This is a genomic window from Burkholderiaceae bacterium DAT-1, from assembly GCA_019084025.1.
Classification (GTDB): domain Bacteria; phylum Pseudomonadota; class Gammaproteobacteria; order Burkholderiales; family Chitinimonadaceae; genus DAT-1.
The window spans coordinates 350,501-374,102 of record JAHRBI010000007.1; the positions used below are offsets into that span (position 1 = coordinate 350,501).

Here is a 23,602-nt window from a genome sequence, read left to right on the forward strand (position 1 = left end):
TGCTTCATGCTGCGTCTGACCTGAATGGCACACGGGCATATTTTAGGTGGTACAGGCAAACGAAAGTGGACTGAAATGCGATAGAATCGATAGATTGCACAATTTCTACCCATCGCGATACATGACTCAAGATACTTCCGCCGCGTCGACACCGGCAGCGTCAAACTTTATTCGTTCCATCATTGATGCCGACCTTACCTCCGGCAAGCATCAGCGTACTGTCACGCGCTTTCCGCCGGAACCTAATGGCTATGCGCACATCGGCCACTGCAAGGCGATCTGCATCAACTTTGGTATCAAGGAAGACTACAAGGCCAAGGGTCTGGCTAGCGAATGTAATCTCCGTTTCGACGATACCAATCCGGAAAAGGAATCCGAAGAGTACGCACTTGCCTTCCAGGAAGACGTACGCTGGCTGGGATTCGAGTGGGACGGCGAGGTACGCTGGGCATCGGACTACTTTGATCAATTGTATGCATATGCCGAAGAACTGATTCTGGCGGGCAAGGCATTCGTGTGCGAACTGAATGCCGAAGAGATGCGTGACTATCGTGGTGATTTCGTGAAGCCGGGCCGTAACAGCCCCTTCCGTGATCGCACGATTGAAGAAAATCTTGATCTGTTCCGCCGCATGAAAGCGGGGGAATTTGAAGACGGCAGCAAGACACTGCGTCTGAAAATCGATATGGGTTCGCCCAATCTGAATCTGCGTGACCCGGTCATTTATCGAATCCGCCGCGCACACCACATTCGCACGGGCGATAAGTGGTGCATCTATCCGATGTACGACTACACCCACTGTATCTCTGACGCGATTGAAGGCATTACGCATAGCCTGTGCTCGCTGGAGTTCGAAGATCACCGTCCGCTGTACGACTGGGTGCTCGATAACATCACCATCGCCAGCCATCCGCAACAGATTGAATTCAGCCGTCTCGAACTACTGCATGCCATTACCTCCAAGCGCAAGCTGAACCAGCTGGTGGTGGAAAACAAGGTTACCGGCTGGGATGATCCGCGCATGCCCACTATTTCCGGCATGCGTCGCCGTGGCTACTCGCCAGCCGGTCTGAAGTTGTTTGCGCAACGCTGCGGTGTGTCCAAACAACCGAATGTGATCGACTACAGCATTCTCGAAGGCGCTGTGCGTGAAATGCTGGAAGCCGAAGCGCCACGCGTCATGGCTGTACTGGATCCGATCAAGGTTACCCTGACCAATTTCGAGCCGGGCGTCACCTCCAGCCGCAGCGCGCCATTCCATCCGCATCACCCCGAATTTGGTGAGCGCGATGTACCAATTGCGCCAACGCTCTATATCGAACGTGATGATTTCGCCGAAGTGCCGCCAGCAGGCTGGCAGCGTCTGACGGCCGGTGGCGAAGTGCGCCTGCGCTACAGCTATGTGATCAAATGCGATGAAGTGATCAAGGACGCATCCGGCAAGGTGGTCGAGCTGAAATGTTCAATTGATCCGGCCACGCTGGGGCAGAATCCGGTCGGCCGCAAGGTGAAGGGCGTGATTCACTGGGTGAGCGCAGAGCATGCACTGGAAGCCGAAGTTCGCCTGTACGACCGACTGTTTACGGTCGAGCGTCCGGATGCAGTGCGCCGCGAAGATGGCCAGTACGAAGACTTTGTGCAGTTTGTGAACGAGCAATCATTGACTGTTGTAAAGGGCTATGTTGAAGCCTGCGTGCGCGATGCCGCGCCGGAAACACGCTATCAGTTTGAACGACTGGGCTACTTCGTGACCGACCGCAAGGATCATCAGCCTGGCAGCAAGATCGTGATGAACCGCACGGTTGGTCTGCGCGACGCATGGCAGAAATGAGCAGCTGATGGTCAGCCTGGATCAGCAACTCAACTTCCTGCTGGAAATTGATCGACTAAAACTCGTTGCGCGCCGCACCCGCACGGTGGGTGGTGCGCGCGCCGAGAACAGTGCCGAGCATTCCTGGCATGTAGCCATGATGGCGATGACGCTTGCGCCGCATGCTAGCGAGCCGATTGACATCGACCGTGTTATCAAGCTCCTGCTGGTGCACGATATTGTCGAGATCGATGCCGGTGATACGTTTCTGTACGATGCCGCAGCATCTCAAGACAAAGCCGAACGGGAAGCTGCGGCTGCAGATCGCATATTCGGCTTGCTACCGGCCGATCAGGCGGCTCGGTTGCGGGCGCTGTGGGATGAGCATGAAGACAAAGCCACGGCCGAGTCCCGTTTTGCGCATGCCTGTGATCGCGCAATCCCCATGCTGATTAACCTGACCAACGAAGGGATCAGCTGGCAGGAAAATTCGGTGCGCTTCGAGCAAGTGATTGCGCGCAATCAACCGGATATCGAGTCGATTGCGCCTGCATTGTGGCAGTGGTTGCTGCCACGTCTAGAATCCGCCCGGGATCGTGGGTGGCTGCGTTGAATGTGAGCCCCGTGCTAACGTAGTTAGCAGGGCTCATTTTCTACATGTTCGCACAGCTTTATCTCCGGTGACATGCGGGAAGTAGGGCTTGCGTCAACTTCATGGCTATTCGACACAATCCGGTTCAGCTGATCCTGCAACGCAGTTAGACTGGCAATCATTGTCATGATTTCTGCATTAGCTGCGAGTTGGTATTCGGCGACCGCGCGGGACCTGATGAACTCTGCCCGCATCAGCGCCGTCGAAATTCTCGAGTCGTTAATCGTATTGCTGGTGCCGATGTAAACCATACGATTGGTAGGTCGTTTCCCGAATCGAGGGATGGTGACGCCGAAGCTTACTTCGGTCACATCTCGGCCGGATCGTTTTCTATGGATCGGCCCTGATATCCCCGCGGGGAGATTGGTCTGCTTGTTTTGATTACGATGTTTTCGTAATCCAGTCGGGGCGTCCAATAGACGGATTCGTTGCTTTAGTTCCACAACGGCCAATAATAAAGACTGAATTGCGCCTGCAGGTGTGTGCTGTTTGTCTGAAAAAAAGACCCATTTTCCGTACCGGAGCTGCCATCCATGAGTGCGAACATCATCGATGCGCTGTATATAGGCCGGGCAGGGGATCGCTTCTCCAGCGTATGGGCTGACGATGCGGATCTTTTCAGATGAATGTGCTGTTTTCATAATTGATTATATATAAAATATTAATGTCACAACTTATCACATCGAATTTCCGCCTGCAAACTTGCGCAGCCTCAACTCATAGCCAGTTCTTGATCAATTGGATGAAAGACATCGGCAAAGGGGTGGCATAATGCCGGGGTACGATTATCTTGCACACGAATCATTGCCTGCTGGACACGCCGATGACGCAATTGAAAAATGACACCTTCCTGCGCGCGCTATTGCGCGAGCCCACTGAGTACACGCCACTCTGGCTGATGCGCCAGGCCGGGCGCTACCTGCCCGAGTACTGTGCCACACGTAAGCGTGCGGGCTCTTTTCTAAATCTTTGCAAATCTCCGGAAATGGCGACAGAGGTTACATTGCAGCCTCTGGAGCGATATCCGCTGGATGCAGCGATTCTGTTTTCAGACATTCTCACCATTCCCGATGCTATGGGGCTTGGGCTGTATTTTGCTGAAGGAGAGGGGCCGAAATTTGAACGTCCGCTGCGTCACGAAGCAGACATTCTGAAGCTATCCGTGCCCGATATCGCCGATACACTGGGCTATGTGACCGATGCCGTGAGTTCAATCCGCAAGGCACTAGATGGCCGCGTGCCGCTCATTGGATTCTCGGGCAGCCCTTTCACGCTGGCGTGTTACATGATTGAGGGCGGTGGATCGGATACATTCAGTCGTGTCAAAACGATGATGTATGACCGTCCCGATCTCTTGCGCCATATTTTGGACGTAAATGCCCGCACCGTCACCGAGTACCTGAATGCACAGATCGAATCCGGCGCGCAGGCAGTTCAGATTTTCGATACCTGGGGCGGAGCCCTTGCCTATGGTAAGTATCAGGAATTCTCGCTTGCCTACATGAAGCAAGTGATTGCCGGACTCAAGCGCGAACATGAAGGCCGGAAAGTCCCCGTCATCGTATTTACCAAGGGTGGCGGTTTATGGCTTGAAGAGATTGCCGACAGTGGCGCGGATGCACTCGGTCTTGACTGGACCATGAATCTGGCGGACGCGCGCCGCCGCGTTGGGCATAAGGTTGCATTGCAGGGTAATTTTGATCCTAATGCCCTATTTGCCAATCCGGTAGCAATCGAAGCAGAAGTGGCTCGCTTGCTGGGAGATTTCGGCCATGGCGCGGGACATGTATTTAACCTTGGTCACGGGATTTCCCAGTTTACGCCCCCTGATCATGTGACAGCATTAGTGGATGCGGTACATCGCTTGTCGCGTACCTACCACAACTAGCCAACATCAGCACCAAAGCGGTGCGAGTTGCCTGAGCTTGATTATTTCAATCAATATCAGGGACTTGCACCATTTTTTTCATGTCCGTGCTGCGATTGCCGCTCTAACTTATGCACAAAATTTGACAGCGCGAATTTTATTCTTGTCAAGCGCAAGTGCGTTTGTACAAAAATAATGCATCAATAGTATCTTGTTGATTTTAAAAGGATAAATTTTCGGCCTATTTTTTAGGCACTTCAGAAAATTGCTAGGTAGAACGGGGATTTAGCAAAAAATCGCGTAAATACCCACATAGTTATCCACAGCTTCTGTGGGCAACTTTGCAACTGGTTGAAACACAACACAATCGGCCGATAATCGGCTGCGTAAGGCGATGAAAGAGCATGACATTCTTTGTTCAGGTTGCGCTGGATGTGCCACTGGATGGTGCATTCGATTACACCGCAGAGCAGGTGTCCGCTGCAGATGTTGGCCGCAGAGTCGTGGTGCCTTTTGGCAACCGTAAGTTGGTGGGAATTATCCTTGGCGTCAGTGCCCAGCCGAGCAACCCGGAGATCCGGCATAAAGCCATTATCGCCATTCTCGAGGATATGCCCGCGCTGCCGGTAGATGTGCTGGCGATGCTCCGTTTTTGTTCTGCTTATTATCACCATCCGCTTGGGCAGGTGATTCAGACCGCATTACCGACCCGCCTGCGTGATCCTGCACCGTTCAAAGTGGTTGAGTCGCTGAATTATCAGTTACGTGATGCTGCTGCACTCAAGGCGATGCTGCCCGCTCGGGCAGTGATGCAACATCGGCTGGCAACGTTTCTATCGGAACCACGTACTGAGGATGAAATCCGCGCGCTTTCGCCCGGCGCGTGGAAGCTCGTGCAAAGCTGGCTAATCGAAAAGGTGGCATACGCGGTCAAGCAGCATCCGCCGATCATTTCCGCCAGCGGTGCGTTGCAGCTTAACGCAGACCAAGCTGCAGCAGTTGAGGGCATTGCTTCATCTGCTGGCTTTGCGCCTGCCTTGCTCATGGGGATTACCGGGAGCGGTAAAACAGAGGTCTATCTCCAGGCGATTGCCAGTATGCTTGCGAAAGGTAAGCAAATACTGATTCTGGTGCCAGAAATTAACCTTACACCGCAGCTCGAAGCCCGATTTCGTGCCCGATTTGCTGGCATTGCACTGGTTTCGCTCCATTCTTCAGTAGCTGATGGTGATCGTGCGCAAGGCTGGATGGCAGCAGCCCGAGGTGATGCAAGGATTGTTCTGGGTACCCGTCTGGCTGTATTTACGCCCATGCCATCGCTGGGGCTGATTGTCGTCGACGAAGAGCATGATGCCAGTTTCAAGCAGCAGGAAGGCCTGCGCTATTCCGCACGTGACATGGCGGTATGGCGGGCAAATCAGCGCAATGTACCTATTGTCCTGGGTTCCGCTACGCCCAGTCTGGAGACGTGGCATAACGTACGGACAGAAAAATATCGCTTGCATCTTTTAAGAGAACGCGCAGTATCCGGTGCAAAGCCACCACAGATCAGCCTGGTGAATACCCGGCGCCAGAGTCTGGTGGAGGGTTTGCATCCCGGGGTGCTTCAGGCTATTCGGGATCGGGTCGCACGAAAGGAGCAGGTACTTGTCTTTATTAACCGACGAGGTTATGCGCCTGTTGTGCATTGTGGCGAGTGTGGCTGGATGGCGGCGTGTACGCGCTGTGCCGCAAGGCTAACCGTACACCTGCGCGAGCGTACCCTGCGCTGTCATCATTGCGGACTTGAGGAACGTCTGCCCGCACGTTGCCCTGGGTGTGGCAATCAGGATGTTCGCCCTGTCGGACAGGGTACGCAGCGCATTGAAGAGTTTCTGTCGAGCCAGTTCGCCCATGCAAAGGTGATCCGGATTGATCGGGATAGTACGCGTCGCAAGGGCAGCTTTGAAGCCGCGCTTGAGGATATTCATGAAGGGCGAGCCGATATTTTGATCGGCACGCAAATGCTGGCTAAGGGACATGACTTCCCGAATCTGACACTCGTTGTGGTTGTTGGCGCAGATAGTGGACTATTCAGCGCGGATTACCGCGCAGCCGAGAGAATGTATGCATTGCTTGCGCAGGTTGCCGGCCGGTCTGGGAGAGGGGATAAACCCGGCACTGTACTGATCCAAACCGATTTCTCCGATCATCCCTTGTTTCAATCATTGATTCGTGATGATTACGCCAGCTTTGCCGATGCCGAGCTTGCGCAAAGGCAGACCGCACAATTTCCACCGGTATGTGCTCAGGCCATTCTCCGCGCAGATGCACTTGTCCTCGCAGACGCGTTAGCATTTCTTCGCCAGGCACTTGCCTTGGCGCCAGTAACGCCCGGCATCGTCGTTTATGACCCAGTGGAAGCCTCGATGGTTCGGCTAGCCAACCGCGAGCGTGCTCAGGTACTTGTGCAGTCCAGCCATCGTGGCGCATTGCGTACTTGGCTTGCGCAGTGGATGCATGCATTGCGTCAGGTACGGCACGCCAAAGTGCGCTGGTCACTTGATGTCGACCCGCTAGAGGTTTAGCGCATATTCCCGTCGCAACTGATCGCAGAATTTCCGCGGCTTGTCTCTGAATAGCCGCAGTTCAGCCCCCTGCAAATGCACGTTGCGCGCTATCGCTGATAGGATGACTCTTATCAAACAACAAGTCACGATAGGCGAACGGAGGCGTGCATGATCGAGGTTAAATCGCTAGCCAAGCGATTCAAATTACCCAAAAAGCGCAAAATTGTGCCAGGTACCATAGATGAACGCGAAGTAGACGGTTGGTTTGAAGCCGTCCGTGACGTTTCATTTCATGCAGCGAGTGGCGAGATCCTAGGCCTGCTTGGACCCAATGGCGCAGGCAAGACAACATCTTTGCGCATGCTATCCACTGCCCTTGCGCCCACACAGGGAAGCGTGCTGGTCGATGGCGTGGATCTGGTCAGCGACCCATTAGCCGCACGTCGCAAAATAGGCTTTCTGTCTGGTGCAACTGCATTGTATGGCCGACTGACCGTTCGCGAGAATATTCGCTATTTTGCTGACGTACATGGCTTGTCTGCGTCAGATGCCGCAAAGCGTGTTGATTCACTGCTCAAGCGTCTGGAGATGGAGCAATATGCGGATCGCCGCGCAGATTCACTGTCCGCAGGGATGAAACAGCGCGCACTGATCGCGCGTTCGGTTGTGCATGCGCCACGTGTATTGGTGCTCGATGAACCGACTACCGGCCTCGACATTCTGGGCGCTCAGCTGGTGCTGTCATTTATGCAGGAATGCCGAAAAGATGGTGTTGCCGTGGTGTTTTCTACGCATCACTTGCACGAAGTAGAGACCCTCTGTGAGCGGGTCGCGGTCATTGATGTGGGTACAAGCCAATTTGAAGGCACAGTATCATCTCTGCGCGATGCCGGTCAGGGCGATCTGGCAAGGGGGTATCTATCCTGTCTTCGTTCCACCCGGCAAGGAAAGGGCGCGTAATCATGTGGACGATTTTCCGTAAAGAATTGCTCGAAGTATTCCGCGACCGGCGTACGCTGATTTTGATGCTGGTTGTGCCCGGGCTGATTGTGCCGCTTTTGATTGGTGGATTCTCCTTTCTAGCCAAGAGTCGCCTCGAGCAAGAGTCTCGCCGTGTGTACAAATATGCGGTCTTTAATGCGCCTGATTCGCCATCCTTTGATCAGCGTCTGTCGGCCATGCCGCAAATGCGCCGCGTAGAGTGGGCTGATCCAGCAACGACCGCCAAGGCAATCAAGGAAGAAAAGCTCGATTTTGTAGTCACCATTCCTAAAGGTACGGAACAGCGCATTGCAGGGGGCGACCAGGTCAACATCACGTTGCAATATAACGCGGCAACGTCTGCTGACATCATCGGGAAGCGCATGAAGGCGCTGATTGCCGACTGGGGAGACGAATTACGTAGTCAGGCACTGGCTTCCCGCGGACTGGATCAGCATGCGCAAAAGGTACTCGCCAAACCGGTTACCCTGACCATCAATAGCACGGCCAATGATCGTGAACGGCTTGGCGAGATGGTCGGAGCGATGCTGCCTTACTTTCTGCTCATTTTTGGCATTCAAGCAGCAATGGTATGCGCCATGGACATGGGGGCAGGTGAAAAGGAGCGGGGTACACTGGAGTCATTGCTCTTATTGCCTGTGCCACGGAGTCAACTTGTGCTGGCCAAGTTCCTGGCGGTCGGTCTTGTGGGTTGCGCAACCAGTCTGTTTACCGTGATTTCACTCGCACTATGGGCAACTGGTTTGCTCAGGGGCAGCGGTATGAATGACCTTGTGGCCATCATCAGTTCAATCACCATGACGGATTTTGCACTGATTGCGATGCTGATTCTGCCCGCAATGGCCATTATCTCCTCCTTGCTGCTTGTGCTGTCGTTCCATGCTCGCAGTGTGAAGGAGGCCAGTACTTACGGTGCTCAGGTCATGATGCTGGCAATTGTGCCGATCATGCTATCCATGCTGCCGGACATGCGCCTCGATGCTGGCTGGGCATGGGTGCCGCTAACCAATATCTCCTTGGCAGTAAAGGAAATCATTAAGGGCACGCTGGGCGTAAAAGAATTGGCGATTGTGATGTCATCAACCGTACTGGTTGCAAGTGCGCTCCTCTTTGCCTGCAAACGCTGGTGCGAGCGCGAGGAAGTATTGTTCCGGAGCTAATCTGCACCATCTTTTCATGACGAAAATATGAACGCGCCAGCCCTGCACAGGCTGGCGTTGTTATTTTGTGCCGTGTGCATGTAAAGCGATGTTTTTACACTTTGATCTGAAAGGAGATTGTCTATTCTCAATACTGGGCGAACTGGCGTCAGCCCGAACAACATATAACGAGGGAATCATGCGCCTACAGATTATTTCCTTATTTGCACTTGGGCTGACTGCCTGTGGCGGAGGCTCCTCCTCATCATCCTCATCCGGCGGCGGGGATACATCCGGCTATGTGATCAGCGGAACGATTGTTGGGCTCAACGGGAACGGGCTCACGCTCGTGAACGGCAAGGAAACGCTCACCATCAAATCGTCGGACACCAGCTTTGCCTTTGCCACCAAGATCGCAACAGGCGCCACCTATGCGGTCACAGCCGGGAGCAACCCGTTCTGGCAAAAATGCACCGTTGCAAATGGAAGCGGGACGGTCGCAAGTGCAAATATCTCCAATGTAGCGGTGACATGCGTGTCTGCAACGGTGACGGTCAAGACCGTCGCGGGTGGTACCACGGTAGTGGCGACGCCTGTCACGGGGAACACCGATGGGACGGGCACCAAGGCACTATTCAAGAATCCCAAGGGACTCATTGTTGCGCCAGATGGCAATATCTACATCGTGGATACTGGCAATAACCTGATTCGTAAAATGACGTCAGCCGGGGTGGTAACCACATTTGCGGGAAGCGGGTTCTCCGGCTTTCTGGATGGCACAACCTATACAGCGAATTTCAATGCACCAACCGGGATTGCTGTCGATAAGAATGGCAATCTTTACATCGCGGATACGGGTAATAACGCCATCCGCAAAATTACAAAGATGGGCGAAGTGACTACGCTGGCGGGCTCTTCCACAGCAGGCGCTGAAGATGGCTTAGGTGCGGCAGCCACCTTCAATGGGCCAACGGGGCTCGCGGTTGATGGCGACGGAAATGTGTATGTGGCGGATGCTGGCAATTTTTCGATACGCAAGATTACGGCAGGCGGCCTCGTGAGTACGCTGGCAGGTGGTTCGCAGGGATATGTTAACGCGACTGGCAGTTCGGCGCAGTTTTGTTCACCGAATAGCGCGGTGCTCAATAAGGACGGCAATATACTGGTTACCGACCAGGGCGCTGGTGCAGTCCGGATGATCACACCCACGGGTGTTGTTACCACTTACGTTGGCATCAGTGCGGCGTCTAATCCGGGCTGTCTGGGTGCAACAAAGGGCAATATTCTGTTTGCAGGTATTGCACTGGATAGCATGGGTACCGCATACGCAACCAGTCCTTTAAATGGAACAACGGTCATGAATCAAATTTTGCTGATTACCCCGGGTGGATCCATGATTACCCTGGCTGGTGGCCTTGGGGCAGGTGTGACGGATGGTACAAGTGCGAAGGCATTGTTTGACGGGCCGCAATCCATCTCTGTTGATACCAATGGAAACCTGTATGTGGCAGATTCCCTGAGCAGTAATATTCGTTACATCTCTCACAACTAATCGCACCGAGCGAGGTGATCGTGTTGCATTCCTATCAGCACGATTGCCCGTTTTACTGCTGTAGTTAATACAAATTTGCTACCACTTATGCATGTGTTTACTCTGGCACGTTTTAGGACGTGCTATCGGAGATGCCTATGCATCAGGTGTTTAAGCAAATACTTGCGTCAATGGTTGGATTAGTGGCGTGTAGCCATGTGGATGCGGCTGAACCGTTCAAGGTTGCGGCGTATTACACGAGTTGGTCGTCTGAGGCGCGACAATTCCCGGTCTCCTCCATTCCCGCTGATAAGCTGACTCATGTTATTTTCGCATTCGCACTGGTGAAAGAGGGGCAAGTTGTCCAAATGTCCCCGGAGCACGATGCACGGGGTGCCAATTTGTTCAAGCAACTTCGAATGCTTAAATCTGCGCATCCGCATCTTAAAACATTGATCTCAATTGGGGGCTGGACTGGCTCGGCAACTTTCTCTGACGTAGCCGCAACGCCTGCTTCACGCGCGCGTTTTGCCCGATCTGCCGTTCAATTTATGCGGCAATATGGCTTTGATGGTATCGATATTGATTGGGAGTATCCGGTTGAAGGTGGGATGGAGGGTAATCATCATCGCCCTGAGGATCGCGATCACTATCCGCTGCTGCTCAAAGCCATCCGGCAGCAAATGGATCGGGTAGGGCACGGTGCAAACACACAGTATTTACTGACCAGCGCAACATCTGGCGCACATTATCTTAAGCATGCGGATATTTCGGCTGCGGCAAAGTACGTCGACTGGTTCAACCTGATGGCGTACGACTTTGCCGGACCGTGGAGTAAAACGGCTGGGCATGTAGCTTCGCTGGCAATCGATCCCTTACAGCCCGCTTATGATGGTGCAGCACCGGAGAGCGTGCAATCGATGGTGTCTGGCTACCTTGCTGCACATGTTCCTCCGCAAAAACTGGTGGTTGGCGTGCCGCTTTATGGGTATCACTGGACAGGCTGCAAATCTGAGCAACATGGCTTGTATCAAGCCTGTACGGCCATCGGAAAGGGCAGTTGGGAGCGCGATATGGGGTCGCTGGATTTAAGTGATATCGAATTGCACTACACCTCGGCACAAGGTTTCACGCGTTACGAGCATGAAGCAACCGGGGCAAGCTGGCTATTCCGTGAGTCGGATGGTGCCATGGTGACATTTGACTCTGTGACATCCGTTCAACAGAAAGTCGCCATGATTCGCGCTCAAGGCTTAGGTGGCGCCATGATGTGGGAGCTGAGTGGTGATAGGCAACACACGCTGATCAATGTGTTATCCGAGTTGCGTCAGCCTGCAGTGACGCCCAATTAGTCGAAAGATACAGCCAAAATAATGGCACCCTCACGGTGCCACTATTTTGACGCGCTAACCATTCCGGCAGATTATTTTCCGCCGTTATTGCGGGCGATCAATGCTTTCACCAAGCCGTCAATCCCACCCTTTTGTACAGTTTGATTAAAGTCGGTGCGGTAGTTGGTCACCAGGCTGACACCTTCAACGGCTACGTCGTACACCTTCCAGCCGTCTGCTGTCTTCAGCATGCGATAGTCGATGGCAACACTCTGCCCGGATGCCTGATTGACGGAGGTGCGTACCAGCACACGGTCGTCACCATTGTCGGCCTGAGCCGGTTTGACATCGATGGACTTAATCTTGGTTGAGGTCAGGGCTGAGGTATAGGTGCGAACTAGCAATGCCTTGAACTCTCGAACCAGAGAGGCTTGTTGATCTGGACTGGCATCACGCCAGTGCTTGCCAACTGCCTGTGCGGTGATACGGGTAAAATCAAAGTTTGGCAGCGCCTTGTTTTCCACCAGATCCAGAAGGCGCTTGTCACCTGCTGCGTAAGAATGGGCATTCAACGCTGAAATGATATCGGAGCTGGTATTCTTGACCAGGCTGTCTGCACTCGCGCCAGAGTCCGCCGCATACAGATGCAGGGTTGTGGCGAGCAGGAGGGTGGAGAGCAAGCGGCGCATTCGCGTTTCCTTCAAGTTTTTGATTGTATGTCAGGCAGATACCCAAGCTTGTTACTCATGAGCATAGCTTAGAGATGCTGAATGAAACATGTACAGCCATCATGTTATGGATGATGTAGGGTATTAAAAATGATAATTATGTCAATGTAATGCAGTTGTGCGCAACTGGAAGAATTAACAATTAGATAGTAACAAAATTAACTATTTTTGCAAAGCGGTCCTCCCTGCTCGCCGATTATCGTCAAACGAAACAATTGTGTACCGTTCATCGGTCAGACACTTGCGTTCTGGAAAAATTCCCGTGTCCTTTCAATACTTGAAGTTGAGTACACGTGGAGATTAAACCATGGAACGAAGTGGGAGAATCCTTGGCCCATTGCTATGCACACTTGCAATGGTGTCCGTTCAGGCCGATGTGGTAACCGATGAACCGGCCGTTACGCCTTATCGGCCCAGTGCTGCCACCCCTGCCGCACTGTCCGCGCCCGGATGGCTTGAACTGGAAGGCGGCGGATTTAAGCTCGCGCAGCATGATCACAGTTCGCAGGTAACCATCCCATATGCTGTGAAGCTGGCCTTCTCGGAAGACTGGGGCGTCCGGCTTGCAGGAAACTCATGGGTTGAAAATAAGGATGAATCGGGAAATGTCGTTACAGGGCAGGGTGACACCGGCATCATTGTTAAACGACGCTTTGCACTGGATGACAAGTCCGCATTTGGGCTTGAAGCTGGCATCGTTTTTCCCACGTCTAAGGCAGGGCTGGGATTGAGTAAACGCGCGTGGGTCATCACCGGCATATATAGCGCGGAATACGGAGCGTTCCACTCGGATGCCAATCTCTATCTGATGCATACCGCACTTGAGGATGCGCCTGAAGGCGCCGGTAGAATGACAACGGGCTGGGCGTGGGCGCTCTCTCGGCAACTGAGTGAAAACTGGTCTGTTACGGGCGAATTCTCAGGTACCCGCCAAACGGGCGCTCCGAGTACGAGTCAATTCCTGATGGCGGGCGCATATACGCCGGTTCGCTCATTTTCTCTGGATTTTGGTGCGGCATTTGGGCTGAATAATCAATCGCCTAAGTGGTCAATATTCGGTGGCGTGACCATGCTGGGCATGAAGTTGTTCTAGCAAGGGGGCAGGGATAAAAGACGGTACAAAAATACAAGCATTTGCTTGATTGCAGCGCACTGCCCAGTGGTTTGCAATTGGACATCCGGCAGATCATTGCCGCCCCCCGCGTTCGCATGTTAAGTTTGCGGTCTCACGAGGAGAGACAGCAACAACATGGCGCACACCCTTTACGACAAGCTCTGGCAAAGTCACGTAGTTCATCAGGAAGCTGATGGTACCGTATTGCTGTATATCGACCGTCATCTCGTCCACGAGGTGACCAGTCCGCAAGCCTTCGAAGGCCTGCGTCTGGCCAATCGCCAGCCCTGGCGCATCGGTTCGATTGTGGCCACTGCCGACCATAACACCCCCACAGATCATTGGGAACTGGGCATTCAAGACCCCATTTCCCGTCAGCAAGTTGAAACCCTGGATGCCAATATCAAGCATTTTGGCGCCAAGGCTTACTTCCCGTTCAAAGACAAGCGTCAAGGCATTGTGCACGTGGTGGGCCCGGAAAACGGTGCAACCCTGCCTGGCATGACCGTTGTCTGCGGTGACTCACATACTTCTACCCATGGCGCATTTGCGGCACTGGCGCATGGTATCGGCACATCCGAAGTCGAGCACGTCATGGCCACACAGACACTGGTGGCCAAGAAGTCCAAGTCCATGCTGGTGAAAGTGGATGGCGAACTGGGGCGTGGTGTGACCGCAAAGGATGTCGCACTGGCCGTGATTGGCCGCATCGGCACCGCTGGCGGCACCGGCTACGCCATCGAGTTCGGTGGTTCGGCGATCCGTTCGCTGACCATGGAAGGCCGCATGACCCTGTGCAATATGGCCATCGAAGGCGGTGCCCGCGCAGGGATGGTGGCGTTCGATGCAGTCACCGAAGCCTACTTGAAAGACCTCGAGTTCTCCCCTAAGGGCGAGCAGTGGCCGCAGGCTGTGGCTTACTGGCGTACCCTTGTGTCCGATGAAGGCGCACAGTTTGATGCCGTCGTTGAAATCGACGGTGCAACCATCGCTCCGCAAGTGACCTGGGGTACTTCGCCGGAAATGGTGGTGACGATTGCTGATCGCGTACCGAATCCGGCCAATGAATCCGATCCGGTGAAAAAGTCCGGTATGGAACGTGCGCTGGCCTATATGGGTCTGACCGCCGATACCCCGATTGATCAGATTCCGGTGGACAAGGTGTTCATCGGATCGTGTACCAATAGCCGCATTGAAGACCTGCGCGCTGCTGCGGGTGTCGTCAAGGGCAAAAAGAAAGCTGACAGCGTCAAGCAGGTGCTGATTGTGCCGGGCTCCGGTCTGGTCAAGGCACAGGCAGAGGCTGAAGGCCTGCATACCGTGTTTATCGAAGCGGGCTTCGAGTGGCGCGAGCCGGGGTGTTCGATGTGTCTGGCGATGAATGCCGACCGTCTGGAACCGGGCGAGCGCTGTGCCTCGACGTCCAACCGTAATTTTGAAGGCCGTCAGGGGCAGGGTGGCCGTACGCACCTGGTGAGTCCGGAAATGGCTGCAGCAGCAGCGATTGCCGGTCACTTCACTGACGTGCGCCACTTCAACTGAAAGAGAGCAATATGAAACGCAAGGCACTGATCCTGATGATGATTTCCGCTGTATTTGGCCTCACGGCCTGCAATACCATGCGTGGTATTGGCGAAGACATCAAGAAGGGTGGCGAAGCCATCGAGAAGGCCGCCAAGTAGCCTTCCGTATCCATCCATTGCGAGGCGTAGCCGCTTTTGTGCGGCTGCCTTCCTGAGAGAGACACACCATGCAGGCTTTTACCCAGCTGAACGGGCTGACATGCCCGCTTGATCGCGCCAATGTCGATACCGATGCGATCATTCCGAAGCAATTTCTGAAGTCCATCAAGCGTTCCGGCTTTGGCCCGAACCTGTTTGATGAATGGCGTTATCTGGACCACGGCGAGCCGGGCATGGACAACAGCGTCCGTCCGGTGAATCCTGAATTTGTGCTGAACTTCCCGCGCTATGCCGGTGCACAAGTGCTGCTGGCGCGCGAGAACTTCGGCTGCGGCTCCAGTCGCGAACATGCGCCTTGGGCCCTGGAAGACTATGGCTTCCGCGTGATCATTGCGCCGTCGTTTGCCGATATCTTCTTCAACAACTGCTTCAAGAATGGCTTGCTGCCGATCGTGCAACCGGCTGAAGTGGTGGATCTGCTGTTCCGCGAAGCAACTGCTACCGAAGGCTATCGTCTGAATGTGGATCTGGCGGCGCAAACCGTGACCACACCGTCGGGCCAGTCGTTCAGCTTCGAGATTACCGCGCACCGCAAACATTGCCTGTTGAATGGCCTCGATGAAATCGGTCTGACGCTGCAGCACGCAGACAAGATCAAGGCATTTGAAGCCACTCATCGTGCCGCACAGCCCTGGCTGTTTGCTTAAGACCGGATAAAGAGAGACAACACATGAGCATGCATATTGCTATCCTGCCGGGTGACGGCATCGGCCCGGAAATCGTGGCGCAAGCTGTGCGCGTACTGGAAAAGCTGCAGTCCGAAGGGCTGGAGATGAAGCTGGAATTCGCCCCGCTGGGCGGCGCGGCTTACGATCAATATGGTGATCCGTATCCGGAATTCACCCAGACTCTGGTACGCAAGGCGGATGCCGTGCTGCTGGGCGCTGTCGGTGGCCCGCAATACGACACCCTGCCACGCGACAGCCGTCCTGAGCGTGGTCTCCTGCGTATCCGCAAGGATCTGAATCTGTTCGCCAATCTGCGTCCGGCCATCCTGTATCCGGAGCTGGCCAAGGCCTCGACCCTGAAGCCGGAAGTGGTGGCGGGTCTCGACATCATGATCGTGCGTGAACTGACGGGCGATATCTACTTCGGCCAGCCACGCGGTATTCATGTGAACGCGGCAGGCGAGCGCGAAGGCTTCAACACCATGCGCTACAGCGAATCGGAAATCCGCCGCATCGCCAAGGTGGCCTACGGTATTGCGCAGAAGCGCGGCAAGAAGCTGTGTTCGGTGGACAAGGCCAATGTGCTGGAGTGTACCGAGTTCTGGAAAGAAATCTTCACCGACGAGGCGAAGCAATATCCGGACGTACAACTGTCGCATATGTATGTCGACAACGCCGCCATGCAGCTGATCCGCAATCCGAAGCAATTCGACGTGATGGTGACCGGCAATATCTTCGGTGACATCCTGAGCGATGAAGCCTCGATGCTGACCGGTTCTATCGGCATGCTGCCCTCGGCCTCGCTGGACGAGAACAACAAGGGTCTGTACGAGCCATCGCATGGTTCTGCACCGGACATCGCTGGCAAGAACGTGGCCAATCCGCTGGCCACGATTTTGTCGGTTGCCATGATGCTGCGCTACACCTTCAATCGCGAAGATGTGGCTACCCGCATCGAGAACGCCGTGAAGGCCGTACTGGCCAAGGGTCTGCGTACCGCTGATATCTATGAGGAAGGCTGCGAGAAGGTCAGCTGTTCCGGCATGGGTGATGCGGTGGTGGCTGCGCTGTAACGATTCATATCGCGCACAAAGGGCGGGCATAGCCTGCCTTTGTCATTCCAGACTTTGCCATTTAGATTCGCAATAGAAATTATTGTGCATCGCGGTATTCCCCAAAGACGTCTCTTGCGGCACACTGTGACCCATGAGACGTCTTTTGTTTTGCGTACAGGTCAACCTCTTCATTTGAGCGTTGTACGCAAGTACAAGCTTCTCCCGACTGGCTTTGCGAATGAAATGCCGTGCGCTGTTCGCAAGCACTGCCCACTGATGTCGGAATCAACCCTCTCGTATTTGTAAGGTGATCGTATGTTGAAAGTTGGTCTGGTTGGTTGGCGCGGCATGGTGGGCTCTGTGCTGATGCAGCGCATGCGCGAAGAAAATGATTTTGCACTGGTGAACCCAGTGTTTTTCACCACCTCCAATGTGGGTGGTGCTGCGCCGGACGTGGGTCATGGCCCGTCCGCGCTGCAAGATGCCAAGTCCGTTGAAACACTCAAGGGCATGGATGTCATCATCACCTGTCAGGGTGGCGACTACACGACCGAGATTTTCCCGAAGTTGCGCGCCGCGGGCTGGAATGGCTACTGGATTGATGCTGCCAGTACGCTGCGCATGGAAGACGATGCTGTCATCGTGCTCGATCCGGTGAATTTGGATCTGATCAAGGGTTCGATCGCCAAGGGTGGCAAGAATTTCATTGGCGGCAATTGCACCAACTCTATCATGCTGATGGGTGTGGGCGGTCTGTTCAAGGCCGGTCTGGTGGAGTGGGTATCGTCGATGACCTATCAGGCTGCATCTGGTGCCGGTGCGCAAAATATGCGCGAGCTGCTGAACCAGATGGGCGCACTGAATGGTGCGGTATCGCATCTGCTGGCTGATCCGGCTTCTGCCATTCTGGATATTGATAGCCGCATCGCCGACACCATGCGCAGCGCAGATTTCCCGACTGACAACTTTGGTGCACCGCTTGCTGGCAGCCTGATCCCGTGGATCGACAAGCAGCTGGAAAATGGCCAGAGCAAGGAAGAGTGGAAGGGTCAGGCCGAAGTGAACAAGATCCTCGGTACAGCCAGCACGATTCCGGTGGATGGCTTGTGCGTGCGGATTGGCGCGATGCGCTGCCATAGCCTGGCGCTGACCATCAAGCTGAACAAGGATCTACCACTGTCCGAAATTGAAGCCCTGATCCAGTCCAGTACCCCGTGGACCCGCTTTGTACCGAATGATCGCGCCACCACGGTGCAGCAGCTGACCCCGACAGCTGTGACCGGCAAGCTTGATATTGCGGTGGGCCGTGTGCGTAAGCTGAATTTTGGTCCGGATTATGTCAGTGCATTTGTCTGTGGTGACCAGCTGCTGTGGGGCGCTGCGGAACCGCTGCGTCGTGTGTTGCGGATTATTCTGGACAAGTAAGACTGCCTGTAATTCCGTAACTTATAAAAAGCCATGCGCCAGCATGGCTTTTTGCATATCAACTCACAAATCTCAATGTCACCATTCCCCACCTGCCGGTATGCTTGCGTATCTCGAGTTGCAGGCACCCAGCGCAACAGTGTGCAGATCTCCACCAGTCAGTCGTTGATTGGCGGAGATCGCGTTAGTCATGCGCTAGCGCCAGTCGCCCCTCATCTGGCGGACAGTTTGTTCGAGTGAAACGGCCGTTACTGCGTCCGCAGCAACCGACTCACCAATCACGAGCTCTATTCTGGCTCGAAAACGGCGCGGTAACTTCAGCATGGCTTCTCCATCCTTTCGGCTGAAAAAGCTCCCCCATAGTCCCCGCAAAGCCATAGGTATAACCGGAACAGGTGTTCGATTGACGATTTCCTCTACACCGCTGCGAAACGGGTTCATCTCGCCATTCCGGGTAATCTGACCTTCCGGAAAGATACATACGACTTCGCCCTGTTGCAGGTATTCGGCAATACGATCAAACGCTTTTGCCTTCATGGCCGGGTCTTCCTTTGCTGACGCAATTGGAATCGCACCGGCTGTTTTAAAGATAAAGTTAAGCACTGGCACCTTAAAAATTCGGTGATCCATCACAAAGCGGACGGGACGACGAATCGATCCTGCGACAATTAAGGCGTCCATAAAACTAATATGGTTACATACGAGAACACAGGGACCTTCATCCGGAATATGTTCGATATTTGAGAGCCGGATGCGATACATCAGACTGGTCATGATCCACACCAGGAAGCGCATCAGGAATTCCGGAATCAGGCGGAAAATATAGATGCAAACCACCGCGTTCAGCACTGCAATCACCATGAATAACACCGGAATACTGATCCCCTGCGACAGCAATAGACCACTAAAACCTGCAGCAACTACCATAAACAATGAGTTGAGGATGTTATTGGCGGCAATGATGCGCGAACGATTTTCCGGCTCGCTTTCAATTTGAATCAGCGCATACAAGGGCACAATAAAGAAGCCGCCGAAGAGCCCAATCATCGCCAAATCAAACATCACGCGAATCACAGACGCGTGCTCAAACACTTGGTGGATCGTCAGTCCGGCAATGGGGTGCGCAGGAACGGCGAACATGATATCGGCGGCAAAGAGCGTCAATCCGATGGAACCGAACGGCACCAGCCCGATCTCGACCTTATGCCCTGACATTTTTTCACATAGCACCGATCCAAGCCCGATACCGATCGAGAAAATGGCCATCATCAGCGTATAGACTTCAGGATTTCCGCCGAGAATATCTCTTGAAAGAACAGGCAGCTGGGTTAGGAAAACTGCGCCAAAGAACCAGAACCAGGAAATGCCCATCAGGGAATTGAAGACCGTCGGATTGTTTGAGGCGTGCTTGATAATGGTCCATGTACCAGACAATGGCGCAATTTTTACATCCTTGGCCAGTGAAGGTGCCTTGGGCATGGTCAAGCTGGTGGCGAAACCCAGTATCGCAACCCCCACGCAGATGGATGCAATTAGCCATCCGTTACTACCGGCATGTTCGACCAGCAAAGTCCCGCCAATTTGGCCTAGCAGAATGGCAATAAAGGTACCCATTTCCACCATGCCATTGCCGCCGAGTAATTCATGCTCACCCAGATATTGCGGCAAGATGGAATATTTGAGCGGGCCGAACAGGGCGGAATGCACCCCGAGCAGGAACAGACACACCATCAGGATGCCCGCCTCATGCAGGATGAAGCCCGCACCGGCCAGCAGCATGATTCCGATTTCCAGGAGCTTGATCATCTGGGCCAGACGCGCTTTGTCGTACATTTCGGCAAGCTGGCCGGCAATCGCCGAAAATAGGAAGAACGGAAGGATAAAGACGCCAGCGGCAAGGTTGACCAGCGTTTGCGCATTTTGACCTGCAAAGCTCAAACCAAAGAAGGTAATCATTACCAGCATGGCGTTCTTAAACAGATTGTCGTTGAACGCGCCGAGGAACTGCGTGAGGAACAGGGGAAGAAAACGGCGCGTGCCAAGTAATGCAAACTGGTTGGGCGTTTCGTGAGGAGCGGGTACAGACGTCTGTTTAGCATTCATAGGGTTGACCGGCTGTCTTTTGTGATTGGCACAAGACTACCAGTTACTTACCGTTCGTCGCCAGTTTCAGACGAAAATCTTGCTGCACTGTGCTTAGGCAGGCACGCCAAGGCGGTGTAAAATGGAGCACTCTATCCCAAATGCAAACCCCGCACACAGCACATGACGGGGACACCCAAGGAGTCAGCATGACCCAAGCCTTTCTTGCCCACCTCGAATCCGAGCTTGCCGCAGTGAAAGAAGCGGGCTTTTTCAAGCCTGAACGTGTGATTGCCAGCCATCAGCGCGCCGATATCAAGTTGCGTGATGGCAAGGAAGTCCTGAATTTCTGCGCAAACAATTATCTCGGTCTGGCAGACGATCCCCGTCTGATTGCTGCCGCCAAAAAGGGCGTAGATGACTATGGCTATGGCGTGGCGTCCGTCCGTTTTATCTGCGGTACGCAAACTGTTCATAAAGATCTGGAAGCGGCGATTTCCGGCTTTCTGAAAACCGAAGACACCATTCTGTATTCCAGCTGTTTCGATGCCAATGGCGGTGTGTTCGAGACGCTGCTTGGCGAAGCCGACGCAGTGATTTCAGACGAACTCAATCACGCTTCCATCATTGATGGCGTACGGTTGTGTAAAGCACAGCGTTATCGCTACAAAAACAATGACATGGCCGATCTGGAAGCGCAGCTGATTGCTGCGACGGAGAAGGGTGCACGCTTCAAGCTGATCGTGACCGATGGCGTGTTTTCCATGGATGGCTTTATTGCCGATCTGAAATCCGTTTGCGATCTGGCCGATAAATATGGTGCGCTGGTCATGGTGGACGATTCCCATGCGGTGGGCTTTATCGGTAAAAATGGACACGGCACGCCTGAACATTGCGGCGTAGAAGGCCGCGTGGATATCTATACAGGCACGCTGGGTAAGGCACTGGGTGGTGCGTCCGGCGGGTATGTGTCCGGCCGCAAGCAAATCGTCGAATGGCTGCGTCAGCGCTCACGTCCCTATCTGTTTTCTAACTCACTGGCACCTAGCATTACGGCCGCGAGTCTGGAAGTGTTCCGCATCCTCGAAGCAGATGGTGCCCGTCTGCGCGCCAAGCTGAAGGCCAATGCCGAACTGTTCCGCAGCAAAATGAGTGCGGCCGGCTTTACGCTGGCTCCGGGCGAACACGCCATTATTCCCGTGATGCTGGGCGATGCGCGCGTAGCTGGTGAAATGGCGGCCAAGCTGCTTGATCATGGCATTTATGTGATTGGCTTTAGTTATCCGGTCGTACCGAAGGGCAAGGCTCGTATCCGCACCCAGATGAGCGCTGCGCATGATCCGGAACATATCGAACGTGTCGTAGCTGCATTTATCGCAGTGGGTAAGGAATTAGGCGTCATTCCGGCGTGACCTGTGAAATATGAAAGGTGGGACGTGCTGACTGTGCACGTTTCATCTTGGAAAGAAGAGATCGCAACATGAAAGCATTGGTAAAGGCAGAAGCCGCTCCGGGATTAACGCTGCAACGCGTCAAGAAGCCGGAAGTAGGGCACAACGACCTGCTGATCAAGATTCGCAAGACCGCCATCTGCGGCACGGATATCCATATCTGGAAGTGGGACGACTGGGCGCAAAAGACCATTCCGGTCGGCATGCACGTTGGTCACGAGTATGTGGGTGAAGTTGTGGGCATGGGCTCGGAAGTACGCGGTTTTGCTGTGGGTGACCGTGTATCAGGCGAAGGCCATATCGTGTGCGGCTACTGCCGTAACTGCCGTGCCGGACGCGTGCATCTGTGCCGAAACACGACCGGTGTAGGTGTAAACCGCGAAGGCGCATTTGCAGAATATCTGGTGATTCCAGCGTTCAACGCCTTCAAGATTCCTGACGATATTCCGGATGAAATTGCATCGATTCTCGATCCGTTCGGCAATGCAACCCATACGGCGCTGAGCTTTGATCTGGTGGGCGAGGATGTACTGATTACCGGCGCCGGCCCGATTGGCATCATGGCTGCGGCGATCTGCAAGCATGTTGGTGCACGTCATGTGGTGATCACGGATGTGAACGACTACCGTCTTGATCTCGCCAAGAAGATGGGCGCCACGCGCGCGGTCAATGTCGCAAAGGAAAATCTTCAGGATGTGATGGCCGAACTGAAGATGACCGAAGGCTTTGATGTAGGTCTGGAAATGTCCGGCAATCCACAAGCCTTCCGTGGCATGCTCGAAGCCATGAATCACGGTGGCAAGATTGCGCTGCTGGGTATTCCGCCTGGCGATACCTCGATTGACTGGAATCAGGTGATCTTCAAAGGCCTGATTATCAAGGGTATCTATGGTCGTGAGATGTTCGAAACCTGGTACAAGATGGCCGCGATGCTGCAGTCTGGTCTTGATTTGAGTCCGATGATTACGCATCGTTTCCCGGTGGATGAATTTGAGGCCGGTTTTGCAGCGATGCTGTCAGGGCAGTCAGGCAAGGTCATATTAGACTGGTCCTGATAATCCAAGGCTGTGTTTGAAAACTAAGAAGAGTGCACGTGTGTGCGCTCTTTTTTCATCTGATTACGTATACCTCAGCATTTCGCGGTGCTGGCGCAGTGCCATGACTGGGCCATGCAACGCAACACTCTAGAAGCTACCAGAAGTGCGCATAATTTACATTATGTAAGTAGATGTTCATTCATCAATCAAACCCCTATCCCTGATGACGTCTGTTTAACTAAAACTGTACGCATTTTTAAACTAATTTTGTACTTCCTAAAGAAATATTGTGCGTAGCATCTACGGCAAAATTCTAACTAGCGCTTTGAGTTTCTTCTGTGTGCAACGTTAGGCTTTCGTTCTTTCGCACCAATATGTGCGTATCCTAAGGTCACTTGTAGGCTTTCAGCAAGGACTCG

General features: G+C 53.8%; 19 protein-coding genes. 16 read left to right on the top strand and 3 right to left on the bottom strand.

The annotated features are described in order from the left end of the window. The first annotated feature begins 121 nt into the window (after positions 1–121). Both KSF73_16490 and KSF73_16495 read left to right on the top strand, forming a co-directional pair. Positions 122–1,831, top strand: a complete 1,710-nt coding sequence (locus KSF73_16490; GenBank protein MBV1777321.1) for a glutamine--tRNA ligase/YqeY domain fusion protein — start codon at positions 122–124, stop codon at positions 1,829–1,831. A gap of 7 nt (positions 1,832–1,838) precedes the next feature. After that, entirely contained in the window at positions 1,839–2,423 is a 585-nt protein-coding gene (locus KSF73_16495; GenBank protein ID MBV1777322.1) for an HD domain-containing protein, read from the top strand. A 23-nt stretch (positions 2,424–2,446) separates the two neighbouring features. On the opposite strand, the gene KSF73_16500 is transcribed toward KSF73_16495, so the two are convergent. Then, positions 2,447–3,103 (bottom strand): hypothetical protein, encoded by a 657-nt coding sequence (locus KSF73_16500; protein ID MBV1777323.1) that lies wholly within the window; start codon positions 3,101–3,103, stop codon positions 2,447–2,449. A 182-nt stretch (positions 3,104–3,285) separates the two neighbouring features. On the opposite strand from KSF73_16500, the gene hemE reads away from it, so the two are divergent. From hemE to KSF73_16530, 6 genes are all read left to right on the top strand, one after another. Next, on the top strand, positions 3,286–4,350 hold the full coding sequence (gene hemE / locus KSF73_16505; protein ID MBV1777324.1) for a uroporphyrinogen decarboxylase: 1,065 nt from the start codon (positions 3,286–3,288) through the stop codon (positions 4,348–4,350). Positions 4,351–4,733: 383 nt separating this feature from the next. After that, positions 4,734–6,896, top strand: a complete 2,163-nt coding sequence (locus tag KSF73_16510; protein MBV1777325.1) for a primosomal protein N' — start codon at positions 4,734–4,736, stop codon at positions 6,894–6,896. A 150-nt stretch (positions 6,897–7,046) separates the two neighbouring features. Further along, positions 7,047–7,838, top strand: coding sequence for an ATP-binding cassette domain-containing protein (locus KSF73_16515; protein ID MBV1777326.1), 792 nt, complete (start codon positions 7,047–7,049; stop codon positions 7,836–7,838). Positions 7,839–7,840: 2 nt separating this feature from the next. Then, a complete protein-coding gene (locus KSF73_16520) occupies positions 7,841–9,040 on the top strand; it encodes an ABC transporter permease (protein ID MBV1777327.1) in 1,200 nt (399 codons plus the stop codon). A gap of 178 nt (positions 9,041–9,218) precedes the next feature. Further along, the gene (locus KSF73_16525) at positions 9,219–10,571 is read left to right on the top strand and encodes a hypothetical protein (GenBank protein MBV1777328.1); all 1,353 of its coding nucleotides are present in this window, start codon (positions 9,219–9,221) and stop codon (positions 10,569–10,571) included. Positions 10,572–10,708: 137 nt separating this feature from the next. Then, entirely contained in the window at positions 10,709–11,902 is a 1,194-nt protein-coding gene (locus KSF73_16530) for a glycoside hydrolase family 18 protein (protein MBV1777329.1), read from the top strand. Between the two features lie 71 nt (positions 11,903–11,973). Here the strand turns inward: KSF73_16530 and KSF73_16535 are convergent, their stop codons facing one another. Continuing rightward, the gene (locus KSF73_16535) at positions 11,974–12,570 is read right to left on the bottom strand and encodes an ABC transporter substrate-binding protein (protein MBV1777330.1); all 597 of its coding nucleotides are present in this window, start codon (positions 12,568–12,570) and stop codon (positions 11,974–11,976) included. Between the two features lie 346 nt (positions 12,571–12,916). On the opposite strand from KSF73_16535, the gene KSF73_16540 reads away from it, so the two are divergent. The 6 genes from KSF73_16540 to asd all read left to right on the top strand — a co-directional run bounded on the left by KSF73_16540 (position 12,917) and on the right by asd (position 18,613). Further along, positions 12,917–13,702 carry a transporter gene (locus KSF73_16540; GenBank protein ID MBV1777331.1) on the top strand — a complete coding sequence of 262 codons (786 nt, stop codon included), beginning with the start codon at positions 12,917–12,919 and terminating at the stop codon, positions 13,700–13,702. A gap of 156 nt (positions 13,703–13,858) precedes the next feature. After that, positions 13,859–15,265, top strand: coding sequence for a 3-isopropylmalate dehydratase large subunit (gene leuC / locus KSF73_16545; GenBank protein ID MBV1777332.1), 1,407 nt, complete (start codon positions 13,859–13,861; stop codon positions 15,263–15,265). Between the two features lie 11 nt (positions 15,266–15,276). Next, entirely contained in the window at positions 15,277–15,405 is a 129-nt protein-coding gene (locus KSF73_16550; protein ID MBV1777333.1) for an entericidin A/B family lipoprotein, read from the top strand. Between the two features lie 68 nt (positions 15,406–15,473). Continuing rightward, a complete protein-coding gene (gene leuD, locus KSF73_16555) occupies positions 15,474–16,112 on the top strand; it encodes a 3-isopropylmalate dehydratase small subunit (protein MBV1777334.1) in 639 nt (212 codons plus the stop codon). Between the two features lie 23 nt (positions 16,113–16,135). Continuing rightward, positions 16,136–17,206: a 3-isopropylmalate dehydrogenase gene (gene leuB / locus KSF73_16560; GenBank protein MBV1777335.1), complete on the top strand. Its 1,071-nt coding sequence runs from the start codon at positions 16,136–16,138 to the stop codon at positions 17,204–17,206. Between the two features lie 297 nt (positions 17,207–17,503). Continuing rightward, positions 17,504–18,613, top strand: a complete 1,110-nt coding sequence (asd, locus tag KSF73_16565) for an aspartate-semialdehyde dehydrogenase (protein ID MBV1777336.1) — start codon at positions 17,504–17,506, stop codon at positions 18,611–18,613. Between the two features lie 195 nt (positions 18,614–18,808). Here asd and KSF73_16570 read toward each other — a convergent pair whose 3' ends face one another. Beyond that, positions 18,809–20,716: an MFS transporter gene (locus KSF73_16570; protein MBV1777337.1), complete on the bottom strand. Its 1,908-nt coding sequence runs from the start codon at positions 20,714–20,716 to the stop codon at positions 18,809–18,811. A gap of 188 nt (positions 20,717–20,904) precedes the next feature. On the opposite strand from KSF73_16570, the gene KSF73_16575 reads away from it, so the two are divergent. Continuing rightward, positions 20,905–22,107 carry a glycine C-acetyltransferase gene (locus KSF73_16575; GenBank protein ID MBV1777338.1) on the top strand — a complete coding sequence of 401 codons (1,203 nt, stop codon included), beginning with the start codon at positions 20,905–20,907 and terminating at the stop codon, positions 22,105–22,107. A 68-nt stretch (positions 22,108–22,175) separates the two neighbouring features. Continuing rightward, positions 22,176–23,201, top strand: coding sequence for an L-threonine 3-dehydrogenase (gene tdh / locus KSF73_16580; protein ID MBV1777339.1), 1,026 nt, complete (start codon positions 22,176–22,178; stop codon positions 23,199–23,201). Positions 23,202–23,602: the final 401 nt, after the last annotated feature.

What these genes read in the sequence shown, in the direction of transcription:
- KSF73_16500 (MBV1777323.1), bottom strand. Translation starts at nt 3,103, where the DNA reads ATGAAAACAGCACATTCATCTGAAAAGATCCGCATCGTCAGCCCATAC.
- KSF73_16515 (MBV1777326.1), top strand. Translation starts at nt 7,047, where the DNA reads ATGATCGAGGTTAAATCGCTAGCCAAGCGATTCAAATTACCCAAAAAG.
- KSF73_16525 (MBV1777328.1), top strand. Translation starts at nt 9,219, where the DNA reads ATGCGCCTACAGATTATTTCCTTATTTGCACTTGGGCTGACTGCCTGT.
- KSF73_16540 (MBV1777331.1), top strand. Translation starts at nt 12,917, where the DNA reads ATGGAACGAAGTGGGAGAATCCTTGGCCCATTGCTATGCACACTTGCA.
- KSF73_16490 (MBV1777321.1), top strand. Translation starts at nt 122, where the DNA reads ATGACTCAAGATACTTCCGCCGCGTCGACACCGGCAGCGTCAAACTTT.
- KSF73_16530 (MBV1777329.1), top strand. Translation starts at nt 10,709, where the DNA reads ATGCATCAGGTGTTTAAGCAAATACTTGCGTCAATGGTTGGATTAGTG.
- asd (MBV1777336.1), top strand. Translation starts at nt 17,504, where the DNA reads ATGTTGAAAGTTGGTCTGGTTGGTTGGCGCGGCATGGTGGGCTCTGTG.
- KSF73_16495 (MBV1777322.1), top strand. Translation starts at nt 1,839, where the DNA reads ATGGTCAGCCTGGATCAGCAACTCAACTTCCTGCTGGAAATTGATCGA.
- KSF73_16535 (MBV1777330.1), bottom strand. Translation starts at nt 12,570, where the DNA reads ATGCGCCGCTTGCTCTCCACCCTCCTGCTCGCCACAACCCTGCATCTG.
- KSF73_16510 (MBV1777325.1), top strand. Translation starts at nt 4,734, where the DNA reads ATGACATTCTTTGTTCAGGTTGCGCTGGATGTGCCACTGGATGGTGCA.
- tdh (MBV1777339.1), top strand. Translation starts at nt 22,176, where the DNA reads ATGAAAGCATTGGTAAAGGCAGAAGCCGCTCCGGGATTAACGCTGCAA.
- leuC (MBV1777332.1), top strand. Translation starts at nt 13,859, where the DNA reads ATGGCGCACACCCTTTACGACAAGCTCTGGCAAAGTCACGTAGTTCAT.
- KSF73_16575 (MBV1777338.1), top strand. Translation starts at nt 20,905, where the DNA reads ATGACCCAAGCCTTTCTTGCCCACCTCGAATCCGAGCTTGCCGCAGTG.
- hemE (MBV1777324.1), top strand. Translation starts at nt 3,286, where the DNA reads ATGACGCAATTGAAAAATGACACCTTCCTGCGCGCGCTATTGCGCGAG.
- KSF73_16550 (MBV1777333.1), top strand. Translation starts at nt 15,277, where the DNA reads ATGAAACGCAAGGCACTGATCCTGATGATGATTTCCGCTGTATTTGGC.
- leuB (MBV1777335.1), top strand. Translation starts at nt 16,136, where the DNA reads ATGAGCATGCATATTGCTATCCTGCCGGGTGACGGCATCGGCCCGGAA.
- KSF73_16520 (MBV1777327.1), top strand. Translation starts at nt 7,841, where the DNA reads ATGTGGACGATTTTCCGTAAAGAATTGCTCGAAGTATTCCGCGACCGG.
- leuD (MBV1777334.1), top strand. Translation starts at nt 15,474, where the DNA reads ATGCAGGCTTTTACCCAGCTGAACGGGCTGACATGCCCGCTTGATCGC.
- KSF73_16570 (MBV1777337.1), bottom strand. Translation starts at nt 20,716, where the DNA reads ATGAATGCTAAACAGACGTCTGTACCCGCTCCTCACGAAACGCCCAAC.